Raw genomic sequence first — 19,328 nt, forward strand, 5'->3', positions numbered from 1 at the left:
GCTTTCCGTGACGCAGTGGCTTGACACCGATTACCGTGAGATGGAAATTGGCCTGACCAAAAGGAGAGGCCAATTGAAGAATCGTTCGCGTGCACTGCTCGGTGCCGCCTGTCTCGCGGCGTTCGCAAGCCCGGCCGCGGTCGCGCAGCAAGCCGCGCCCGCGCCGCATGGCCCCGTCTATGTCGCGGCGCCGCCGATGGACGCGACGATCGAGGAGCGGCTGATGCCGCAGCTTGAGAGCCTGCTCCACCAGCTGCTGCGCGAGAAGCGCGACATGCGGCTGGACGGCGTGCCGGTGTTCGACAGCGGCGACAAGTTCCTGCCCGGCAAGATCGCCTCGGGCCTGCACTATCTCCTGCTCGATACCCCCCGCGGCGACCCGCGCCTTGCCGGATATCTCGCCGGCTATCGCGAGATCGCCGACCTTACCGTCGCCGATCCCAACGACAGCTGGGGCATCTATTACTATGTCTCCGCCCTCCATGCGCTGAAACAGGCCGGGCTGCTGGAGGAAGCGGTGCGCCCCGAAACGCTGGCGCGCCTCCGCCAGCGTCTCGACTGGCGCAGCTTCGTCGATGCGCGGTCGCTCGACCTGCTGCACGGGCTGCCGAACAATTACTACGGCGTCGCCTTCAGCGTCGCGCGGCTGCGCTACCTGCTCGGCTGGGAGGACGAGACGGCGTCCAGGGCGCTGCTCAAGCGGATGCTCGCGCATTACCGCACCTATTCGGGCAGATATGGCTTTGCCGACGAGACGGACGGGCATGGCCGCTTCGATCGCTATTCGGTGCTGTTGATCGGCGAGATCGCCCAGCGCTTCATCGAGACCGGCATGGCGCCCACGCCGGACGTGAAGGCGTGGCTGCGCAAGTCCGCCGAACTGATGCTGGCGCGCGCGACGCTCACCGGCGAGGGCTGGGAATATGGCCGCAGCATCGGCGCCTATGGCGAGACGGCGTTCCTCGAAGTGCTCACCGCCGCAGCGAAGCTGGGGGTGCTCGCGCCGCGCGAGCGCGACATGGCCTATGCGCTCTCCAGCCGGATCGCCGCGCGCTATGCCGATTTCTGGCTGAACCCGGCCACAGGCTCGGTGAACCTGTGGGACGATGGCCGGCGTACCGACGGCTATCGCGGCAAGCATCGGATCCTGGGCGAGAATCTGAGCCTGGCGCGCCAGTATATCTACACCAACGCGCTGTGGAACGCGCTGGGCTACAAGCGCGCCGCGCCGTCGCCCGGCTATGCGGCCTGGCTGGAGACGCTGCCCGCCGCCCGCTTCACCTGGTTCGCGCGCGGCGCGCAGGATCGCGCGCTGCTCACGCTGCGCGATCGTGGCCACGTCATCGGCCTGCCGATCATCAACGGCGCCGAGGACCAGCACATGCACAATCCCTATTTCCCGATCCCGTTCGCGGGCGGGATGCTCCAGGGATCGGCGGATGCGAGCTTCCCCCAGCTCACCCCGCGCTTCGCGCTCGCCGACGGCAGCGTGCTGATGCCGCTTGCCTGGTTCCGCGACGTGACCTGGCAGCGCCGGGGCGATCGCACGATCGTCGGCTGGCGGCAGGACGCGATGGACCGGATGGGCGGCAACGCGCCCGCCCCCGACAAGCGGATCGCCGTGAGCACCCGCTACGAGTTCGCGCCGGGCAGGATCACGCGCACCGACGTCTATCGCGCGGCCGCGCCCGTCGATCTTTCCGAAGTCGCGCTCGAATTCGCCAGCTTCTCGGGCGATCCGCGCAGCGCCGGGCCCGGCGCCGTGAGGTTCGGGGCGGGCGAGGTGACCGGCTTCTCCGCTACCGGCTATGACGGCTGCACGGTCGGCCCGGCCACGGGCAAGGAATATCGCGCACCCACCGGCGCCTTCGCCTCGCTGGTCCGCTGCACGCTGGCGGGCAGGCGCCTCGCCGCGCCGCTCACGCTGACCTGGTCGCTCAGCTACAAGTGACAGGCGTTACGATCCCGGGCCGCCCGCGCTGGCCAATTGGGTTGACACCGGTGCCAAATTGGCCTTACCACGCCACCAGACCCGAAAACGGGCGTAATAACTGACGGGGAGATTCCATGCCTGGGACTGTTTTTTCCGCTTTCGGACGCAACTCGCTGCGCCTGGCGTTGCTGGCATCCGCCTGTGCGGCGATGCCCGCCTATGCGCAGACCGCCGAGACCGCGCCCGATCCCGCCCCGGCGGACAGCGCGGCGCCCCAGGATGCGGAGCAGGCCATCATCGTCACCGGCGCGCGCGCCGAGCAGCGCAGCTCGATCGACGTGAAGCGCAATGCCGATGTCATACTCGACGGCATCGTCAATGACGAGATCGGCGCCCTGCCGGACAATAGCGTGGGCGACACGCTGGAGCGTATCACCGGCGTCTCGGCCGATCGCTTCAAGGGCAATGCCAACGAGCTCTCGGTGCGCGGCCTTGGCCCGACGCTCAGCTTCTCCACCTTCAACGGCCGCGAAGTGTCGACCGCGGGCCAGGACCGCTCCGTCGCCTTCCAGCAATTCCCGTCGGAGCTGGTCAACGGCGTCATCGTCTACAAGACCCAGCGGGCCGACTTCCTCGAAGGCGGTATCGGCGGCGTGATCGAGCTGCGCTCGATGCGCCCGCTCGACTATGGCAAGTCGCGCTTCCAGGCGGAGATCCGCGGCTCGTATCTGCCCAAGGACGACGCGATCATCGGCCGCGACGGCCTGGGCTATCGCGCCAATGCCAGCCTGGTGAAGCAGTTCCGCACCGGCATCGGCGAGATCGGCATCGCGATCGGCTATCAGCGCCAGGACGTCGCTGCGCCGGAAGACTATTACAACGGCAATTCGAACTTCGTGCCGTGCAACACCTCGGCCAGCAACGGCACGCTGATCTCGACCAGTTCGGCCGCGAACAACGCCGCCGGCGCCGCAGTGAACTGCCAGGTCGGCGCCGCGCCGCGCGCCGGCATCGGCGAGACGATCGGCACCCCCTATTACGCCACCCAGTCGCGCAACTTCCGCCAGCAGACCACGCGCGAGTTGCGCAACGCCGTGATCGGAGCGCTGCAATGGCGCCCGGCCCCCAATCTCGACATCTCGCTCGACGGCCAATGGTCGAAGCGCGAATCCACCGAGAACCGCAACATCCTGTCGATCGCGGAGGCGCTGCGCGGCATCAAGCCGATCCTTATCGGCGACGGCACCAATGGGTTCAGCAAGGGCGCGCTGATCAAGTACAGCGGCAATTCGAACATCGAGAACCAGCTCGAGCTGCGCGAGCGCGACGAGACCTACAAGGGCGGTGGCGCCACCGTTACCTGGAAGCCGGGCAACTTCATCATCACCGCCGATGGCAGCTTCTCCGACTCGCATCGCACCGAGACGCAGAAGGCGACCCGCATGCGCTCCACCGCGCGCGTCGGCTATGAGCTGGACTATTCGGAGAGCCCGATCGTCCCGCGCGTCACCTTCTTCAATTTCGACGTGAACAATCCGGCGAGCTTCGCCGCCAACACCGCCACCTCGGTCTATGCCCGCCAGCGCTTCGTCACCGATCGCAAGGACGATATCTGGGCCGGCCGCCTCGACGCGGAATACCGGTTCGCCAATGACGGCTTCATCAAGTCGATCAAGGCGGGCGGCCGCTATTCGGAGCACCAGCGCACGCTGGACAACAACCGCAACACCGACCTGAACACGATCGTGCCCTATGGCAGCTTCACCAACGTGGCGCAGATCATCGGCAGCGCCAACGCCAATTGCCGCCGCAGCTTCCCGACCAGCGAATATTTCCCGACGACCAACACCAACCTCTCGAGCTGGGCGACCTTCGACAATCAGTGCCTGTTCAAGACCTTCACCGGCCAGGATTCGCTGGCACTGCCGGCCGACAGCCGCGACCCCAGCGACATCGACGTCACCGAGAAGATCCGGGCCGCCTATGCGATGGCCAGCTTCGGCGGCGACCTGGGCAGCACGCCGTTCAGCGGCAATATCGGCCTGCGCTATGTGAAGACCAGCATCACCTCGGTCGGCTTCCGCCTGCCGTTCAAGGTGACGATCGACACCGCGTCGGACAATTACACCGTTGCCGCCGATCCCAGCGGCACGATCCAGACCGACACGCTCAAGGGCGACTATGAATATTGGCTGCCCAGCCTGAACCTGGCCTTCGACCTGTCGAGCAAGATCAAGCTGCGCGCCGCCGGCTATCGCGCCCTGTCGCGCTCGCCGATCGAGAGCTTCGGCGCGGGCATCAACCTCAACCCGACTTCGGGCTCGGGCGGCGCGTCGAGCGTCACCTTCAACCCGACCAGCGGCAACCCCAACCTGAAGCCGATGCGCGCCTGGAACGCGGATCTGAGCCTGGAATTCTATCCGAGCCGCGACACGCTCTTCTCGATCGCCGGCTATTACAAGTGGCTGCGCGGATCGGTGATCTCGCGTTCGGCGGGCATCCCGACGACGATCTCGGTCACCACTCAGGTGGATAACGGCGCGCCGACCCAGCAGACCTACAACGTCAACCTGATCGCGCCGGCCAACGATCCCGAGATGCGCCGCCTCTACGGCTTCGAGTTCACCGGCAGCCATGCCTTCACCTGGCTGCCCGGCATCCTCAGCGGCTTCGGCATCAACGGCTCGGTCAACATCGCCCTGGCGAATTTCCAGTATCCGGATACCTCGGCACTGGCGACCTATCTCGATCCCGAGAATCTGATCGGCCTTTCCAAATATGTCGCCAACGGCACGGTCTATTGGGAGCGCAAGGGCTTCTCGCTGCGCGCGATGTATCGCTACCGTTCGCATTACTACAAGCCGAACGGCGGCACGAACCGCGGCGTGCAGGATGCGGGCTATCTGAACCTTTCGGCCCAGTATGACGTGACCAGGAACGTCCAGCTCAAGCTGCAGGCGCTCAACGTCACCAATACCAGGGACGTGTTCTACAAGGGCGGCTACGATTCGATCGCCGAAGTGAGCGAGAGCGGGCCGCAATATTATTTCGGCGTCCGGATCCGCTACTGAGCACGCGAAAGGAACCTCCGATGCGCCGCAGTGCCTCTCTTCTCCTCGTCCTGGCTGCGGCGCTCGCGCCGCAGGCTGCCTCCCATGCCGGGATCGCCTCCCCTGGCCTAAATACCCAGCAGCCGGTCTGCGCCGGCGCGGAAGGATATTCCGCGTCGTTCGGCGGACGCAGGACCTTTTTCTTGGCGCCGGACGCGATGATGCGGCTCAAGGCCGCGATCCAGACCGATCCGGCGGTGAAGGCGGCCTATGACGCGCTGATCGCGCGGGCCGAGGCGGCGATGAAGCGGCCGCTCTACACGGTGGTCGACAAGCGCACGATCCCGCCGTCGCGCGATCGGCACGACTATATCAGCCTCGCACCCTATTGGTGGCCGGATCCCAGCAAGCCGGGCGGCGTGCCCTATATGCGCAAGGACGGCGAGATCAATCCGGACCGCAACACCGACAAGTTCGACGTCACCGATCTGGAGGGCATGAGCTCGGACGTCGAGACGCTGAGCCTCGCTTATTATTTCTCCGACAATCCGCGCTATGCCGGGCGCGCCGCGAGCCTGGTGCGCACCTGGTTCCTCAACCCGGAAACGCGGATGAACCCCAATATGAACTATGCCCAGGCCGTGCCCGGGCGCGAGGAGGGCCGTGCCGAGGGCGTGCTCGACACCTCGCGGCTCGAGCGGGTGGTCGACGGCATCGGGCTGATCGGCCCCTCGGCCAGGCTCACCGCCGAGGAGCAGAAGGGCCTGGAGAAGTGGTTCTCCGACTATCTCGACTGGATGCAGACGAGCAGGAACGGCAAGGCGGAGAATGCCGCCAAGAACAATCACGGCATGTGGTTCGACGCGCAGACCTCGCAGTTCGCCCTGTTCGCGCGGCGGCCCGAAATGGCCAAGGCGGTGGCCGAGGCCTTTGGCAAGAAGCGCATCTCGCCGCAGATCACGGCCGAGGGCAAGATGCCGCTGGAGCTCGCCCGCACGCGCAGCCTCCATTACTCGATCTATGCGCTGTTCGCCGCCTATGACGTCGCCGACATGGCCAAATGCGTGGGCGTGGATGTGTGGAACTATGCCGATGGCGCCAAGAGCCTGAAGGGCGCCACCGATTTCCTGAAACCCTATTATCGCAAGGTCGATGCCTGGCCGATGCCCGAGCTGCGCCCCGATGCCGGCGAGCTCGACGAGCTGATGCGGCGCGCGCGCGGGGCCTGGGGGGATGGCTATCCGCTCGCGCCGGAGACCGAGTTGAAGCGCTATTTCGGTGCGGCGCCGGCGGCGGGCGAGGGGAAGAATCCGGGCTGAGCGGCTGTTCCCTCGGGCTTGCCGCGGGGGAGGGGCGTCATCTTCGATCGAGGCGGAATCTCGGACGGGAGAGAGGTCCTCTTCCAGGCTGAGAACCCAGGCAGGCCTTTGCGATTCCTTCCGCCCTCCCCGCCTGCGCGGGGAGGGCGGATACGAATATGAGTCCCCGACCCGGGCCCTTGCCGGGGAACCGCCCGGCCTCGGCGCCGCCTATTTCGCCGGGCAGGTCTTCTGGGCCGTGCTCACCACGAAGGGCTGGCGGGCGAGCTCGGCCGCGGTATCGTCCAGCCATTTCCGGAACTCGCGCTCGGTCTTCGGCGCGCCCGGCTCTTCCACCCAGGCCGCACCGAACGCGTAGCGAAGGTTCCGCGGATCGCAGAACTGCACATAGAGCGACTTGCCGTCGCTTCCCGTCGCCGCCGCCTCGTCGGCGGGGTAGAACAGGGCGATGCCCAGATCGTCCCCGGCCAGGCTCTGCCTGCCCCAGGTGGCGAAATAGCGCCACTTGCCGCGCTTCGGGCTCTCGATCTTCGTCACCCCGTCATGCAGCGTCAGCCCGGCGACCATCGTCGGCACGTTGCCGCCCACCCGTGCCTCGACATTGGTGAGGCGCGAGCCCGCGAAGATCCGATAGGTGGTCGAGAGATCCGCCGGGCCGCCATCGCCCGGGAAGCCGGTATTGGTCACCAGCACCGTCGCCGCGCGATCGGTGTTGAACACCCGCGCGCCGACCTTCGCCTTGCCGAGCTGGGTCGCCGCGCCGCCGCGCAGCACGCCGATCCCGCCCATGCCCAGCGACTGGTCGACCTGGAAGATGTCCTGCCCCCAGGGCGCCATCGAATGATAGTCGTCCTTGCCCATGCCGATCGTGGGCAGGATGTTTCCGGGCAGCTTCTTGCCATAGATGTCGGGCACGTTGCGCTCGTCGAGGTACAGGCGATAGGCGATCCTGTCGCTTTCCCAGCCCGGGCCCTCCATCGCGATCAGCCCGTCATGGATCTTGTGGTCCGCGGGCACGTCGATCCGGTCGACCAGCTTGTAGCTGCCATCGGCCTGGCGGACGTTGAGCGTCGCCAGCGGCGCGGGCGGGGCGCTGTCCTGCCCGGCCGCGACCAGCAGCGGGGCGGCGAGCAACCAGAGGGCGTGCTTCATGCTTCTTCCTTACCTCGTCAGATCATAGACCGCGGCGCCGGCGAGCAGATAGGCGCCGGTGCCGTAGAATTGCGCATCCTCGGCCTTCACCACATCGGGCCGGTCGCTCACTTGCTGTACCCAGCCCAGCATGCCGTTCGGCTGAACGGCGTGCTCGAGCGCGGCCCAGCCCTTGGTCACGGCCGGGAGATAGGTCTTGCGATCGAGCAGGCCGGCCTTGATGCCCCAGGCCATGCCATGGACGTAGAAGCCGGTGCCGCTCGATTCGTCCTGGGAGCGGTCGGGATCGGCGAGCAGCGAGGGCGGCCAATAGCCGTTGCCGCGCTGGAGCGTCACCAGCTTCGCCGCCATCTCCTTGAACAGCTTGATGTAATAGGGCCGGCGCGGATCCTTGGCCGGGATTTCGGGGATCATCCGGGCGAGGCCGGAGAACACCCAGCCATTGCCGCGGCTCCAGAACAGCTTCTCGCCGTGCGCGCCGCGCTGGTCGAAGAAGCGGCTGTCGCGGAAATAGAGATGCGCGCCCTTGTCGAACAGATAGTCGGTGGTCGCGCGATATTCCTTGTCGGCGAAGCTGGCGTAGCGGCCGTCCCTGGTGTCCTTGCTCAGCGCCCAGAGCGTCGGCGGCGCCATGAACAGCGCGTCGCACCAGCACCAGCGCGTGGTGCAGCCCGGGTCGCCGGCGCCGGGCTCGGGCGCGACGAACTGGAGGTCGTTGGTCTTGGGGGCGGCGAGGATCCGATCGAAGCTCGCGCGCATCGGGGCGAGTGCGGCGGCGCCGGCGCCCTTGCGCGCGGCCCAGATCCAGGCGGCGCCGATGATGTGGTCGTCGGCATGGTAGAGCCGGTCGCCGAGCTTCCAGCCCTCCTCGCGGCCCTTGGAGAAGATCGCGTCCTTGTAGCGCACGCTGCTCGAACGGTCGGCGAGATGGGTGAGCGCCACCCAGAAGGTCGCCTGCTGCCAGTCGCGCGCGCGCTTGGTGCTGGGGCGGGCGGCAGGCATGTAGCTCAGGTCGTCGAGATGCGTCAGCTGCCAGTCGGCGACGCGCTCCATCGACGCCATCAGCTGCATGCGGCTCGGCAGGGCGGGCGCGGCGGCCGGCGCCACGGGGCGGGCCATGCCGCTCGGGCTGGCGGCGAGCGCGGCTCCGGCAAGGAGGGCGGCGGCGAGCTTCAGTTTCATCTTGTCTCCTCTCTGCTACCGCTGTCACCGCGATATGCCCGGACGATGTTTGCCCGCTGTGTCCAAGTCAAGTGGTAAGGCCAATCTGTCGTGCGGGCCGGGCGGGTTTGCCTCGTCGCGCCGGGGTGACGCTACGGCATCCGCCGGTTCCTCGAAGTCCGCGGATTTCGGGGATTTTAGTCGCTTCGAAACCCGATAGGCCCTATGATGCGGGAATATGTCAGGCACCGCGCTTCCCTATGAGTTTCCGATCGACGTCGCGCAGGACGATATCGACTTCATGGGGCATGTGAACAACGCTTCCTATCTGAAGTGGGTCCAGGAGGCGGTGATCAGCCACTGGCAGGCGCTGGCGCCGGTCGAGGCGGTGGCCGAGCATCTCTGGGTCGCGCTCAAGCACGAGATCACCTATCGCAAGCCCGCGTTCCTCGAGGACGATGTCGTCGCGACCGTGCTGCTCGAGAAGGTGCAGGGCGCCCGGGCCTTTTACGAGACGGTGATCCGCCGCGGCGGCGAGGTGCTGGCCGAGGTCAAGTCGAGCTGGTGCTGCCTTGATGCCGAGACGCTTCGCCCCGCGCGGCTGGCGCGCGAAGTGATCGACCGCTTCTTCGTCAAGGCCGAGGATTGACGGCGAGGATCCGTTAACCTCTCGCTGCGAGAGGAGCCGGATGTACCGCGTGACCTTTCGCAAGGAATTGAATCTGCTCGATATCGAGTGGCTCGCGATGTTCGAGCCCGATCGGGTGGGCGACTATGCCCGCAAGCTGCGCGACCAGTTCGACGCCGAGGGTTTCGTGCCCGGCTATCTCCTGCGCATGGACATGCGTCGCAGCGGGGTGCAGGCCCAGGAGGCGGTGCGCGCCTTTCGCCGCCACTTCGCCGGCTTTCCCCAGGCGAGCCGCATCGCCGTCGTCACCGAAAGCGCGATCGCGCGGATGCAGGTGCGCCGCGAGATGACCCAGCCCTATCTGCGCATCTTCGAACGGGCCGAGAGCGCGCTCACCTGGCTGCTGCGCCGCTGAGACGCCGAACGCCGGGCTTCCGAAGAAGCCCGGCGCCGGGGGAGTGGAGGGGAGGCGGGTCTACTTCGCGCCTTTCGCCGCTTCCTCGATCACTGCGGCGACCGCGGCCGGCTTCGAGACATAGACCGCATGGCTGCCCGCGACTTCGCTGACATGGGCCCCGGCCCGCGCGGCCATCTGGCGCTGCGCCGCCGGCGGGATCATATGGTCGTCGCTGGCGACCAGGTACCAGCTCGGCTTCACGCGCCAGGCCGGGCTGGTGACTGCACCGCCCAGGGCGTCCACGCCCCAGGGGACCTGCGAGTCCGCCATGAACCGGGCGACCTCGGGCTTCACATCGGCGGCGAATGCGGCGGCGAACTTCGCCTTGTCGAGGAACAGATAGCCGTCCTGGGGCGGCAGGATCGGCGGCACCGGGGCGCCGGGGGCCGGGTTGGCGATCAGCGACGAGACCGACTCGCCCTTGTCCGGGGCGAAGGCGGCGATGTAGACCACGCCGGCGACCTTGGGATCGGTGCCCGCTTCGGAGACGACGACGCCGCCATAGCTGTGGCCGACCAGGATCACCCGGCCGCTGGCGGCGGCGATCGCGCGCTTGGTCACCGCGACGTCGTCGGCAAGCGAGTTGGTCGGGTTCTGGACGATGGTGACGTCATAGCCGTCCTTCTTCAGGATCTTGTACACGTCCATCCAGCCGGAGCCGTCGACGAACCCGCCATGCACGAGCACGACCGACTTGACGGGGGCGGCGGCCCTTTCCTGGGCCGAGGCGGGGGCCGTGCCGAGGGCGAGGGTGGCAGCGGCGGCGAGCAGCATCTTGGACTTGGTCATCTGAGGTCTCCTTTCAAAAGTTTCCGCGACATTATTTATCGCGATAATCATTAACTGCGCCCGTTTGGTCCTCTTGTCCAGAGGAAATTTATCGCGATATGTATTTTCGTCGTAAGTTCATGATTCGGAAGCGAGGAATTTTGTGGCCAAGACCCCTGGCGAGCCATTGCCGCTCGATGCGCAGCTCTGTTTCTCGCTCTATTCCACTTCGATCGCGATCAACCGGCTCTACAAGCCGATGCTCGATTCGCTGGGCGTGACCTATCCGCAATATCTGGTGCTGAGCACGCTGTGGGAACGCGACGGCCAGACCATCTCGGCGATCGCCGACCGGCTGGCGCTCGATCCGAGCACGATAACTCCGCTCATGAAGCGGCTGGAGGCTGCGGGTTTCGTCGCGCGCAGGCGCAACCCGAAGGACGAGCGCCAGGTGCGGGTGTTCCTGAACGCCCCGGGCAAGGCACTGCGGAGCCGCGCTTCGTGCCTCACCGATGCATTGCTTGCCAATTCGGGGCTGAGCGTGCCCCAGATGGTCGCGCTCAACGATCAGGTCCTGCAGCTGCGTGCGGCGCTGACAGGGGGCAATGCGGGCTAGGCGCCTTTCGCCAGCCGGCTCCGCAAGGTTGGCGCAACCTTCCCCGGCAATCCGTTCGGTCGATCCGGCGGATGGTGATCCATGTATGAAGTTGCGTCTTGCTGACTCCCCGGCGCCCGGCGCCGTCGTTCCGATCGCGCGCTTCGCGGCTGCCTGACCCTTCCTTGCGAGGGGCTTCCGATATGTGCCGTGCCGACGTGATCGAGATACTGCTCATCGACGATGATGTTCAGCTGGGCGCCCTGATGGGCGACTATCTGCTTCCCCAGGGCTTTCGGGTGACGGCCAGCGCGACGGGGGAGGAGGGCGTCGATCTCGCCTTGTCCGGCAGGTTCGCCCTCGTGCTCCTCGACGTGATGCTGCCCGGGATCGATGGCATCGAAGTGCTCCGCCGCGTCCGGGCCCGCAGCACCGTGGCCGTCGTGATGCTGACTGCGCGAGGCGATGACGATGTCGAGCGGGTCATCGGTCTCGAGCTGGGCGCCGACGACTATCTGGCGAAGCCCTGCTTCCCGCGCGAACTCCTCGCCCGTCTTCGCGCCGTGTTGCGCCGCACCCGCGACCTGCCGGCCCAGCCCATGATTTCGGCCGGCCGGCTGCGCCTCGACAAGGCGCGCCGCACCACGTCGTGGGGCGACCAGCAGGTCGCCCTGACCGTGACCGAATTCAATCTGCTCGAATTGCTGATGCACGGCGGCGACACGGTTTCCACCAGGGATGCGCTGTGCCTGGCGGCACTGGGGCGCTCCCGCCACCCTTATGACCGGAGCATCGACGTCCATGTGAGCAACCTGCGATTGAAGCTCGATCGCGCGACCGGCCGCAACATCGGCATCGAGACGGTCCGGGGCGTCGGATATCGGTTGCGGATGGAGGGATAGCGCGGCGGTTGCTGCCGCCGGATCCCGCGGCGCAATGCTGATGCAAGGTTCCCCGCCCAACCGGATGCGGAGCCGCCGGAAGAGGCGGTTCCTGTGAGACCGGAGGGAAAATTCGATGAAGCGTATCTGTGTACTGATCGGCGTCTTGGCGGCAATCCCCGGGACCGCCTTCGCGCAATCGGGAGGCGATGCGACGTTTGGCGGCGTCAAGGTCGGCGTTTCGATCGACTATCGCTGGCATGATGGCGACTATTCGCTGCCGCGGATCGCTTCGCGCATCGACCAGAGCAAGGGCGGCATCGGCTATCGCGGCCATGTCGGCTATGATGCGCAGCTCGGCGACCTGCTGGTGATCGGTGCCGAGGCCGGGATCGGCAGGGGCGGCAAGACCCTGACCGCCGCGAGCCCCACGGGCGACTATGCGTTGAAGCCGGGCTGGACCTGGGACGCCTCCGGCCGCGCGGGCATCCTGCCGGCGCCGAATGTCCTGCTGTACGGCCGCGCCGGCTATAGCTGGCTGCGCGTGCGCGAAACGACCGATTTCCGGGCGACCAATCTCAAGGATCTCCGCACCAGCGGGACCGAGAAGGGCTTTCTGTGGGGGGCCGGCATCGAGGCCGGGATCTCGCCGGGAATGTATGCACGCGCGGAATATAGTCGTGCGAATTATCGGGATGGGCTGACAGCCTCGAATGTCCGACTGGGTCTATCGGTCGGCTTCTAACTTGCCCCGAGGGCGGACGGAGGAGAGACCGTCCGTTCTCAACCCGAGGACGGGCGGTCTTGTCGGCCGTCCGTCCTCACCCCGTCTGGCGCTTGGCGCCTGGGGGCTTCGATGGCAAACCGGCGCATCGCCGGCGGACCAGGCAGCGGCAGGAAGAGGCGTAGTGCGTATATTGCTGGTCGAGGACGAAGCCGAGTTGGCGAGCGCGATGCGGACGGTCCTGGAACGCGAAGGCTATGTCGTCGATCATGTCGCTGGCCTCGCCGACCTGCGCGAAGCGGCGCGGCTCGCCAACAGCGATGTCGTCCTGCTCGATCGCGCGTTGCCCGACGGGGACGGCGTCGAGGCGATCGCGGAACTCAGGCAATGGATTCCCGGCGTTCCGGTGATCGTGATAACCGCCCGCGCCGAGGTCGAGGATCGCGTCTCGGGCCTGGATCTCGGCGCCGACGATTATCTTGCCAAGCCGTTCGCGATGGAGGAACTCCTTGCCCGCATCCGCGCGATCCGGCGGCGGCCGGCCGCGTTGCCGCTCAACGAAGTGCAGGTGGGCGAACTGGTCTACGACATGGCGCATGACGAGGCGCTGGTACGCGGCGAGCGGCTCGATCTGCCGCGTCGTGAATTGCGGGTGCTCGCCGCGCTGATGCGGCGGCGGGGGCGAACGGTGCTGCGCACCGCGCTCGAGGATGCCGTCTACGGCTTCGACGACGAGATCCAGTCGAACACGCTCGATTCGCACATCTCGCGCCTGCGCCGGCGGCTTTCGGAAGCCGATGCGGAGGTTCAGATCCATACCATCCGCGGCGTCGGCTATCTGCTGCGCCATTGCCCATGAGCGCGTCGCGGCCGGTGCCGCTCAAGCGTCAGCTCGTCGTCCGGCTGCTCGCCTTCCAGATCTCGATCCTGCTGGTCTTCAGCGCGGCGTTCGTAGCCTATCTCATCCGCGCCGACGACGGCGGCGCGCTGATCGATTCCAACTTCGCCGAAGTGGCGGTGCGGGCGATCCGGCGCGACGCCGACGGCCAGCTTCGCCTGGTGAAGACACGGGACCTCGAGGCCTTGCGGGCGAGCACGCCGGACATGTGGTTCGTGGCGCGGAGCGATCGCGGGGAACTGATCGCGTTCGGCAAGATGCCCGCGCTCTACCGGCCGATCGCGCACAATCTCGATCGCATCACCTTCGCCGATATCCGGGACACGTCTCCGCCGTTTCGCGACATCGCCGTGGTGCGTCGCGCGTCCGGGCCCGCCGGCGCGTTCACCGTGCTCGGCAAGGGTGGGCTGTTCAGCATGACCTTCGTCGTGCTCTTCCTGTCGAACCTGATGATGATCCCCGTGCTCAGCCTGTTGGCGGTGATCACGATCGTCGTCACGCCGCTGATCATCCGGCGCGCCTTTCGCCGCCTTTCCATCGCCGCCAGGCAAGCGGGGCGGATAGACATTGATCGGCGGGGCACCAGGCTGTCGCCGGAGGGGCTTCCGGCGGAAGTCGTGCCGCTGATCGAGTCGATGAACGGCGCGCTCTGCCGGCTCGACGAAGGCTATGACCGGCAGCAGCGCTTCATCGTCGATGCGGCGCACGAACTGCGCACGCCCATTGCGATATTGCAGGCCAAGATCGAGGCTTCGGCCGATGTCCCCCTGGTCTCGCGGCTGCAGCGCGACGTCGCCCGCCTGGCGACGCTGGCCGAACAACTGCTCGATCTGCAACGGCTGGAACGCTTCGCTCCCCTTCGCGAGGGAGTGGACCTGGGCCAGATCGCGCGCGGCGTCGCCGCCGATATCGCGCCGCTGGTGATCACCGGGGGCGGCGATCTGGAGGTTGCCGATCTGGGCGGCAGGCCGGTGCGGGGGGATCCCGCCGCTATCGAGCGCATGCTGGCGAATCTAATCCAGAACGCAGTCGATCATGGCGGACGGAACGTGATCCTGCGCGTCCAGGGGGAGGCCATTGAAGTTGAGGACGATGGCCCGGGCATTCCCGTCGAGGAGCGTGACCGGGTGTTCGACCCCTTCCACAGGCTGCGCGCGCGCGAAACCGGCTCCGGCCTGGGCCTCAATCTCATCCGCCAGGTCATGACGCTGCATGGCGGCACGGCCCATGCGCTGGAAGCGCCGGCCGGCGGCACGATCATGCGGCTCGAATTCGTCGAGAGCACGCAAGGTTGACGCAAGCTTCGGACGGAAGACCCGGAGGCGAGTGATCGAGCTTCCGGAGATTGCGCATGCCGTTTCGTTTCTTCGTCCCTGCCCCGCGGCAGGCCGCGCATGGGGCCGGCTGGCTGGCATTGGCGATGGCGCTGCAAGGATGCTCGGCGGACATCATGCGCGGCTATATCGGCCGCCCGCCCGAGGCGGTCATGGCGCGCTATGGCCCACCGGTAGACGTGCGCGATCTTCCCGACGGGCGCCGCGCCTATCAGTGGATGGAAGTCGAGACGACCACCAGCGGCGGCGCCGAGACGACCACGTACGAGCGGGGACGGCGGCGAACCGAATATTCGCCGACGACCACCGAGCAGAAGCGCTGCTTCTATACCTTCTATGCCAACCGGACCTCCCGAGGCTGGCGGATCGACAGCTACCTGAACCCCGAGCTCGGCTGCTGACCCGGCCCGCGCCAGACTGACGCAATGTCGATCGGCTTTACTCGACCCGCGCCCGGCAAGGGTGCGTGTCGAGGAGTGAATGCCATGGTGGCGAGACTTGGCCGAACGGCCCTGATGTTTGGCGCGGCCGCCTATCTGGCGGCTGCCATGCCCGCCGCCGGGCTGCCGGCAGGTGCGCAGGAAGAGCGCCGCGGCGACTGGCAGGGCGATGGCGGTTGGGACCGGCCGCGTTGCGACTGGCGCGAGGGGCGCGACCGGATCCGGTGCGAACGGGATCAGGGGCGGTGGGAACGCGAGCGCGAGGATCGCTGGCGGCGCGAGGCGGAACGCAAGCGGCGCGACGATGCCCGGGCCAAGGGCGTGGTCACCGGCGTCATCGGAACCGCGCTGGTCGGTGGGCTGATCGTCGCGCTTGCCAGCGACAGCAAGAAGAAAAAGGCTCGCGAGCGCCAGCGTTACTGCATCGAACGCTATGGCAATTACGACGAGCGCAGCGACACATATCGCGATCGCGACGGCCGCAGCTACCCCTGCACGTGACACCGACGAGACGGAGGCTGCAATGCCCTTCCTGATTCTGGCCGCGGCGCTGAGCGCGGCTGCCGGCCCCGTGGATTGCGCCGGCTATTATTACTTCGCCGATGGCCGCAGGATCGAGACGGTCACCCTGGATGCGCAAGGATCGGTCAAGAACCGCAAGCTGATGACCGTGCGCGCGGGGCAGGTCACACCGCGATCGGCCACGGCCCAGCTCACCACCCGCAGCCTCGACACCCGGGAGCCCGCCACCACCAGCGAGGCGCGCTGCGAAAATGGCGACCTGCTGCTCGACCTCACCGGCAGCCTGCCCAGCCAGAAGGAGGCTCTGTCGTCGCGCCGCCCCATCCTGCTCCGCTACCCCGGCGACATGCGGGTGGGCGACGCGCTCGAATCGCGGGTGGACTTCGATCTGGACGGAGAGACCAGGGGCAAGGCCATGAAGGTCAGGTTCAGCCTCGCGGATCGCCGGGTGCGTGCGTCCGAGGCGGTCGACACGCCGCAGGGACGCAAGCAGGCGTTCGTCATTCGCTCGACGCTCAACGTGTCCTTCCGCGTCATCGGCATCGCGATCCCGATGCGGTACGAGCTTGTGGAGTTCTTCGTGCCCGGGCTGGGCGTGATGCGCACCGAGGCCGAGGAGAAGGGCAGGACGGTCGAGCGGTCCACGGTTCGCTTCCTGAATTGAACCGCGACGACGCCGGCGCAATGTTCACGCAATCCTGGTTCCGGACGGCGGTGCCGGCCGGCGCGCGCGGGAATGGATGACGATGAAGGGGGTGCATCGATGAAGACGGGCCTGTGGTACCTGCCGCGCCGGGGAGGCGGCGCAGTGGCGGCGATACTGCTGCTGGTCGGGGCGCATCCGGCGCTGGCCCAGGCGCAGGCGGAAGCCGCCGTGCCGGCCGCCGAGCGCCGAGTGGCGATCACCTTCGATGACCTGCCCTATGTCCATGCATCGGCGCAGGGGGAAGCCGGCGGGAATCGCGCGGCGGCCGACGCCAATCGCGCCATCGTGGCGGCGCTGAAGCGGCAGCGCGTGCCCGCGACCGGCTTCGTCACGGAGCAGCATGTGCGTGCGCTGGGCGACGTGGGCCCCGCATTGCTCCGCGAGTGGAACCAGGGCCTGCTGGAACTCGGCAACCACGGTGCCAGCCATGCCGACAGCAACGGCCTGGACATCGACGGCATCGGCCGCGAAGTGATTGGCGGCGAGGCGACGATCCGGCCGATGGTCGAGGCGGCGGGCCGCAAGCTCCGGTTCTTCCGATTCCCCTATAATCATGTCGGCGACACGGCGGAGAAGCGGCAGGCCGCGGAAGCGCTGCTGGCACGCCATGGCTACCGGCTGGCGGCGGCGACGATCGACACGTCCGACTATGTGTTCGACCAGGCCTATGAGCGCGCGCTCAAGGGCGCGGACGACTGGATGCGCCGGCGGATCGAGGAAGCCTATCTCGCGCACAGCCGGACGCAGATCGCCTATTATGCCGCGCTCGATCGCGCCGCGCTGGGATATGAACCGCCCGCGATCCTGCTGCTGCACCTGAACCGGCTGAACGCGGCGACCATGGACCGGCTGTTGCGCCTGATCCGCCAGCAGAACTATCGCTTCGTCTCGCTGGACGAGGCGCAGTCGGACCCCGCCTATCGGGAAGCGCCGCGGATCGCGACGAAATATGGCCCGATGTGGGGGTATCGCTGGGCGAAGGAGCGCCAGGTGAAGGTCGATGGCAGCAAGGAGCAGGAGCCGCCCGAATGGGTGGCGCGCTACGCGGAGGGCAAGTGACGGTTCAAGATGCACGATCGAGCCAGGCCGGTTCGCTCCATACCGCCCGGCTGACGCTGCGGCCGGCGCGCGCCGAAGACCTGGCCGCGCTGCATGCGATACTGAGCGATCCCGTGGCGACGGCCTATTGGTCGCATCCGCCCCATTCCGGCATCGGCGAGTCGGAGGAATGGCTGGCGGCGATGCTCGCCATCCAGCCCGGCGAGGGCGAGGACTTCATCGTCGAGCATGAAGGCGCGGTGATCGGCAAGGCCGGCTTCTATCGTTTCCCCGAGATCGGGCTGATCCTGCACCCGCGAAGCTGGGGCCGCGGTTTCGCGACCGAGGCGCTCGGCGCGGTGCTGGCGCACGGATTCGAGGTCCACGGACTGCCGGCCGTGACGGCCGATGTCGATCCGCGCAACGCCGCGTGCCTGCGCTTGCTGGACCGGCTCGGATTCCGCGAGACCGGCCGGCGCGAGCGGAGCCTGCTCGTCGGCGCGGAATGGTGCGACAGCGTCGACCTGCTGCTGGAACGCGACGCATTCTTCGTGGTGCAGCGGCTGGCCTGATGCTTCGCATGCTGCTGTCCGGATTGCTGCTGCTGACGGCCGGCTGCACCGCGACCACCTCCCTGGCGCAGCACCGCGACGCCGCTGCGGCCTATCTCCGCGCTACCGGTGCGCCGGGCGTGGTGATCGGCTGGAGCGAGGGCGATGGCCATCCGCGCGTCGCCGCGGCAGGCACCGCCAGCCTTGCTACCGGCGCGCCGGTCGACCGGCGCACGATCTTCCACATGGCCTCGGTGACCAAGCCGCTGGTCGCCGCGGCGATCCTGCAGCTCGCCGAGCGGGGGCGCCTCGATCTGGATGCGTCGCCGACCCGCTATCTGCCCTATTTCCGTCTGGCCGATCCCCGCTTCGCGCGGGTTACGATCCGGCAGATGCTCAATCACACGTCGGGGCTGCCCGATGTCGAGGATTATGAATGGGAGCACCCGCAGACCTCCGACGCGGCGCTCGAGCGCTGGGTGCGCGGCCTGGCCGGGCTGAAGCTGGTGAACGATCCCGGGGCGGCGGTGCAGTACAGCAACCTTGCCTATGACGTGCTCGGCGATGTCGTCGCCAAGGCAAGCGGCATGCCGTTCGAGCGTTATGTGCGCCGGCACGTGCTGGCGCCGCTCGGCATGCGGCACAGCACGCTGCTGCTCTCCGAAGTCGATCGCCGCCACCTCGCGGCGCCGCACATGCCGGAAGGCGGGCAGGTGCGGGTGAGCGCGGTCTTCCCCTATAACCGTGTGCATGCGGGCAGCTCGACGCTCTATGCGGATGCGCCCGACATGCTGCGCTGGGCGCGCCATTGGGCGGCGGCCCCGGGAAGGGGAGGGCCGCGGCTGCTCTCGGATGCCGGCATCGCGGCGATGTTGCGGCCCAGCGCCGCCATCGACCGGGCCGACCGGGCGCAGTGGCGGCCGGCGATCGGCCTGGGCTGGTTCCTGCTGACGGTCGAGGGCCGTGCCATCGCCTTTCACATGGGGCAGGATGTGGGGTTCACCACCGGGATGATGGTCGAGCCGGGAACCGGCCGGGCCGTGGTGGCGATGAGCAACATCGCCACGGAAGAGGCCGGCGAGCGGATGTTCGACTTGTGCCTGACGACGATGGCCGCGATGCAGGCGCCGCCGCCGGCCACACGGTCCGGCCCCTATTCCGGAAGATGAGG

19 protein-coding genes are annotated in these 19,328 nt (G+C 67.5%); 16 read left to right on the forward strand and 3 right to left on the reverse strand.

Features of this window, described 5'->3' with window-relative positions:
• The first annotated feature begins 73 nt into the window (after positions 1-73).
• From BGP17_RS09020 to BGP17_RS09030, 3 genes are all read left to right on the forward strand, one after another.
• A complete protein-coding gene (locus tag BGP17_RS09020) occupies positions 74-1,951 on the forward strand; it encodes a hypothetical protein (protein ID WP_286711742.1) in 1,878 nt (625 codons plus the stop codon).
• Positions 1,952-2,067: 116 nt separating this feature from the next.
• Entirely contained in the window at positions 2,068-5,004 is a 2,937-nt protein-coding gene (locus BGP17_RS09025; RefSeq protein WP_286711743.1) for a TonB-dependent receptor, read from the forward strand.
• Between the two features lie 20 nt (positions 5,005-5,024).
• The gene (locus BGP17_RS09030) at positions 5,025-6,302 is read left to right on the forward strand and encodes an alginate lyase family protein (protein WP_286711744.1); all 1,278 of its coding nucleotides are present in this window, start codon (positions 5,025-5,027) and stop codon (positions 6,300-6,302) included.
• Between the two features lie 210 nt (positions 6,303-6,512).
• Here BGP17_RS09030 and BGP17_RS09035 read toward each other — a convergent pair whose 3' ends face one another.
• Both BGP17_RS09035 and BGP17_RS09040 read right to left on the reverse strand, forming a co-directional pair.
• Positions 6,513-7,454 carry a DUF4861 family protein gene (locus BGP17_RS09035; RefSeq protein WP_167301108.1) on the reverse strand — a complete coding sequence of 314 codons (942 nt, stop codon included), beginning with the start codon at positions 7,452-7,454 and terminating at the stop codon, positions 6,513-6,515.
• Positions 7,455-7,463: 9 nt separating this feature from the next.
• A complete protein-coding gene (locus tag BGP17_RS09040; protein WP_286711745.1) occupies positions 7,464-8,636 on the reverse strand; it encodes a glycoside hydrolase family 88/105 protein in 1,173 nt (390 codons plus the stop codon).
• Between the two features lie 217 nt (positions 8,637-8,853).
• Here BGP17_RS09040 and BGP17_RS09045 point away from each other — a divergent pair, with 217 nt between their 5' ends.
• On the forward strand, positions 8,854-9,264 hold the full coding sequence (locus BGP17_RS09045) for an acyl-CoA thioesterase (protein WP_086131069.1): 411 nt from the start codon (positions 8,854-8,856) through the stop codon (positions 9,262-9,264).
• A 40-nt stretch (positions 9,265-9,304) separates the two neighbouring features.
• Positions 9,305-9,658: an STAS/SEC14 domain-containing protein gene (locus BGP17_RS09050; protein ID WP_167301106.1), complete on the forward strand. Its 354-nt coding sequence runs from the start codon at positions 9,305-9,307 to the stop codon at positions 9,656-9,658.
• Between the two features lie 60 nt (positions 9,659-9,718).
• Here BGP17_RS09050 and BGP17_RS09055 read toward each other — a convergent pair whose 3' ends face one another.
• Entirely contained in the window at positions 9,719-10,489 is a 771-nt protein-coding gene (locus tag BGP17_RS09055) for an alpha/beta hydrolase (protein WP_167301105.1), read from the reverse strand.
• A 142-nt stretch (positions 10,490-10,631) separates the two neighbouring features.
• Here BGP17_RS09055 and BGP17_RS09060 point away from each other — a divergent pair, with 142 nt between their 5' ends.
• From BGP17_RS09060 to BGP17_RS09110, 11 genes are all read left to right on the forward strand, one after another.
• Positions 10,632-11,084 (forward strand): MarR family winged helix-turn-helix transcriptional regulator, encoded by a 453-nt coding sequence (locus tag BGP17_RS09060; RefSeq protein WP_286711746.1) that lies wholly within the window; start codon positions 10,632-10,634, stop codon positions 11,082-11,084.
• A 182-nt stretch (positions 11,085-11,266) separates the two neighbouring features.
• A complete protein-coding gene (locus tag BGP17_RS09065; protein WP_286711747.1) occupies positions 11,267-11,965 on the forward strand; it encodes a response regulator transcription factor in 699 nt (232 codons plus the stop codon).
• Between the two features lie 115 nt (positions 11,966-12,080).
• Entirely contained in the window at positions 12,081-12,689 is a 609-nt protein-coding gene (locus BGP17_RS09070) for an outer membrane protein (RefSeq protein WP_167301104.1), read from the forward strand.
• 163 nt (positions 12,690-12,852) lie between these two features.
• A complete protein-coding gene (locus tag BGP17_RS09075) occupies positions 12,853-13,527 on the forward strand; it encodes a response regulator (protein WP_167301103.1) in 675 nt (224 codons plus the stop codon).
• Complete coding sequence (locus tag BGP17_RS09080; protein WP_167301102.1) at positions 13,524-14,861, forward strand: sensor histidine kinase; 1,338 nt, start codon at positions 13,524-13,526, stop codon at positions 14,859-14,861. Before BGP17_RS09075 ends, BGP17_RS09080 begins: the two co-directional genes overlap by 4 nt.
• A 56-nt stretch (positions 14,862-14,917) precedes the next feature.
• Complete coding sequence (locus BGP17_RS09085) at positions 14,918-15,301, forward strand: hypothetical protein (protein ID WP_167301101.1); 384 nt, start codon at positions 14,918-14,920, stop codon at positions 15,299-15,301.
• A gap of 114 nt (positions 15,302-15,415) precedes the next feature.
• Positions 15,416-15,841, forward strand: a complete 426-nt coding sequence (locus BGP17_RS09090; RefSeq protein ID WP_286711748.1) for a hypothetical protein — start codon at positions 15,416-15,418, stop codon at positions 15,839-15,841.
• A 22-nt stretch (positions 15,842-15,863) separates the two neighbouring features.
• Entirely contained in the window at positions 15,864-16,526 is a 663-nt protein-coding gene (locus BGP17_RS09095; protein ID WP_286711749.1) for a TapB family protein, read from the forward strand.
• Positions 16,527-16,625: 99 nt separating this feature from the next.
• On the forward strand, positions 16,626-17,627 hold the full coding sequence (locus BGP17_RS09100; protein WP_286711750.1) for a polysaccharide deacetylase family protein: 1,002 nt from the start codon (positions 16,626-16,628) through the stop codon (positions 17,625-17,627).
• Positions 17,624-18,178, forward strand: a complete 555-nt coding sequence (locus tag BGP17_RS09105) for a GNAT family N-acetyltransferase (protein ID WP_286711751.1) — start codon at positions 17,624-17,626, stop codon at positions 18,176-18,178. The genes BGP17_RS09100 and BGP17_RS09105 overlap by 4 nt, the downstream gene beginning before the upstream one ends.
• Positions 18,178-19,326, forward strand: a complete 1,149-nt coding sequence (locus tag BGP17_RS09110; RefSeq protein WP_286711752.1) for a serine hydrolase domain-containing protein — start codon at positions 18,178-18,180, stop codon at positions 19,324-19,326. Before BGP17_RS09105 ends, BGP17_RS09110 begins: the two co-directional genes overlap by 1 nt.
• Positions 19,327-19,328 lie beyond the last annotated feature (2 nt).

The sequence above is a fragment of the Sphingomonas sp. 67-41 genome, from assembly GCF_001899725.1.
Classification (GTDB): domain Bacteria; phylum Pseudomonadota; class Alphaproteobacteria; order Sphingomonadales; family Sphingomonadaceae; genus Sphingomonas; species Sphingomonas leidyi.

What these genes read in the sequence shown, in the direction of transcription:
- BGP17_RS09050 (WP_167301106.1), top strand. Translation starts at nt 9,305, where the DNA reads ATGTACCGCGTGACCTTTCGCAAGGAATTGAATCTGCTCGATATCGAG.
- BGP17_RS09110 (WP_286711752.1), top strand. Translation starts at nt 18,178, where the DNA reads ATGCTTCGCATGCTGCTGTCCGGATTGCTGCTGCTGACGGCCGGCTGC.
- BGP17_RS09080 (WP_167301102.1), top strand. Translation starts at nt 13,524, where the DNA reads ATGAGCGCGTCGCGGCCGGTGCCGCTCAAGCGTCAGCTCGTCGTCCGG.
- BGP17_RS09045 (WP_086131069.1), top strand. Translation starts at nt 8,854, where the DNA reads ATGTCAGGCACCGCGCTTCCCTATGAGTTTCCGATCGACGTCGCGCAG.
- BGP17_RS09055 (WP_167301105.1), bottom strand. Translation starts at nt 10,489, where the DNA reads ATGACCAAGTCCAAGATGCTGCTCGCCGCCGCTGCCACCCTCGCCCTC.
- BGP17_RS09100 (WP_286711750.1), top strand. Translation starts at nt 16,626, where the DNA reads ATGAAGACGGGCCTGTGGTACCTGCCGCGCCGGGGAGGCGGCGCAGTG.
- BGP17_RS09085 (WP_167301101.1), top strand. Translation starts at nt 14,918, where the DNA reads ATGCCGTTTCGTTTCTTCGTCCCTGCCCCGCGGCAGGCCGCGCATGGG.
- BGP17_RS09095 (WP_286711749.1), top strand. Translation starts at nt 15,864, where the DNA reads ATGCCCTTCCTGATTCTGGCCGCGGCGCTGAGCGCGGCTGCCGGCCCC.
- BGP17_RS09040 (WP_286711745.1), bottom strand. Translation starts at nt 8,636, where the DNA reads ATGAAACTGAAGCTCGCCGCCGCCCTCCTTGCCGGAGCCGCGCTCGCC.
- BGP17_RS09065 (WP_286711747.1), top strand. Translation starts at nt 11,267, where the DNA reads ATGTGCCGTGCCGACGTGATCGAGATACTGCTCATCGACGATGATGTT.
- BGP17_RS09030 (WP_286711744.1), top strand. Translation starts at nt 5,025, where the DNA reads ATGCGCCGCAGTGCCTCTCTTCTCCTCGTCCTGGCTGCGGCGCTCGCG.
- BGP17_RS09025 (WP_286711743.1), top strand. Translation starts at nt 2,068, where the DNA reads ATGCCTGGGACTGTTTTTTCCGCTTTCGGACGCAACTCGCTGCGCCTG.
- BGP17_RS09070 (WP_167301104.1), top strand. Translation starts at nt 12,081, where the DNA reads ATGAAGCGTATCTGTGTACTGATCGGCGTCTTGGCGGCAATCCCCGGG.
- BGP17_RS09090 (WP_286711748.1), top strand. Translation starts at nt 15,416, where the DNA reads ATGTTTGGCGCGGCCGCCTATCTGGCGGCTGCCATGCCCGCCGCCGGG.
- BGP17_RS09035 (WP_167301108.1), bottom strand. Translation starts at nt 7,454, where the DNA reads ATGAAGCACGCCCTCTGGTTGCTCGCCGCCCCGCTGCTGGTCGCGGCC.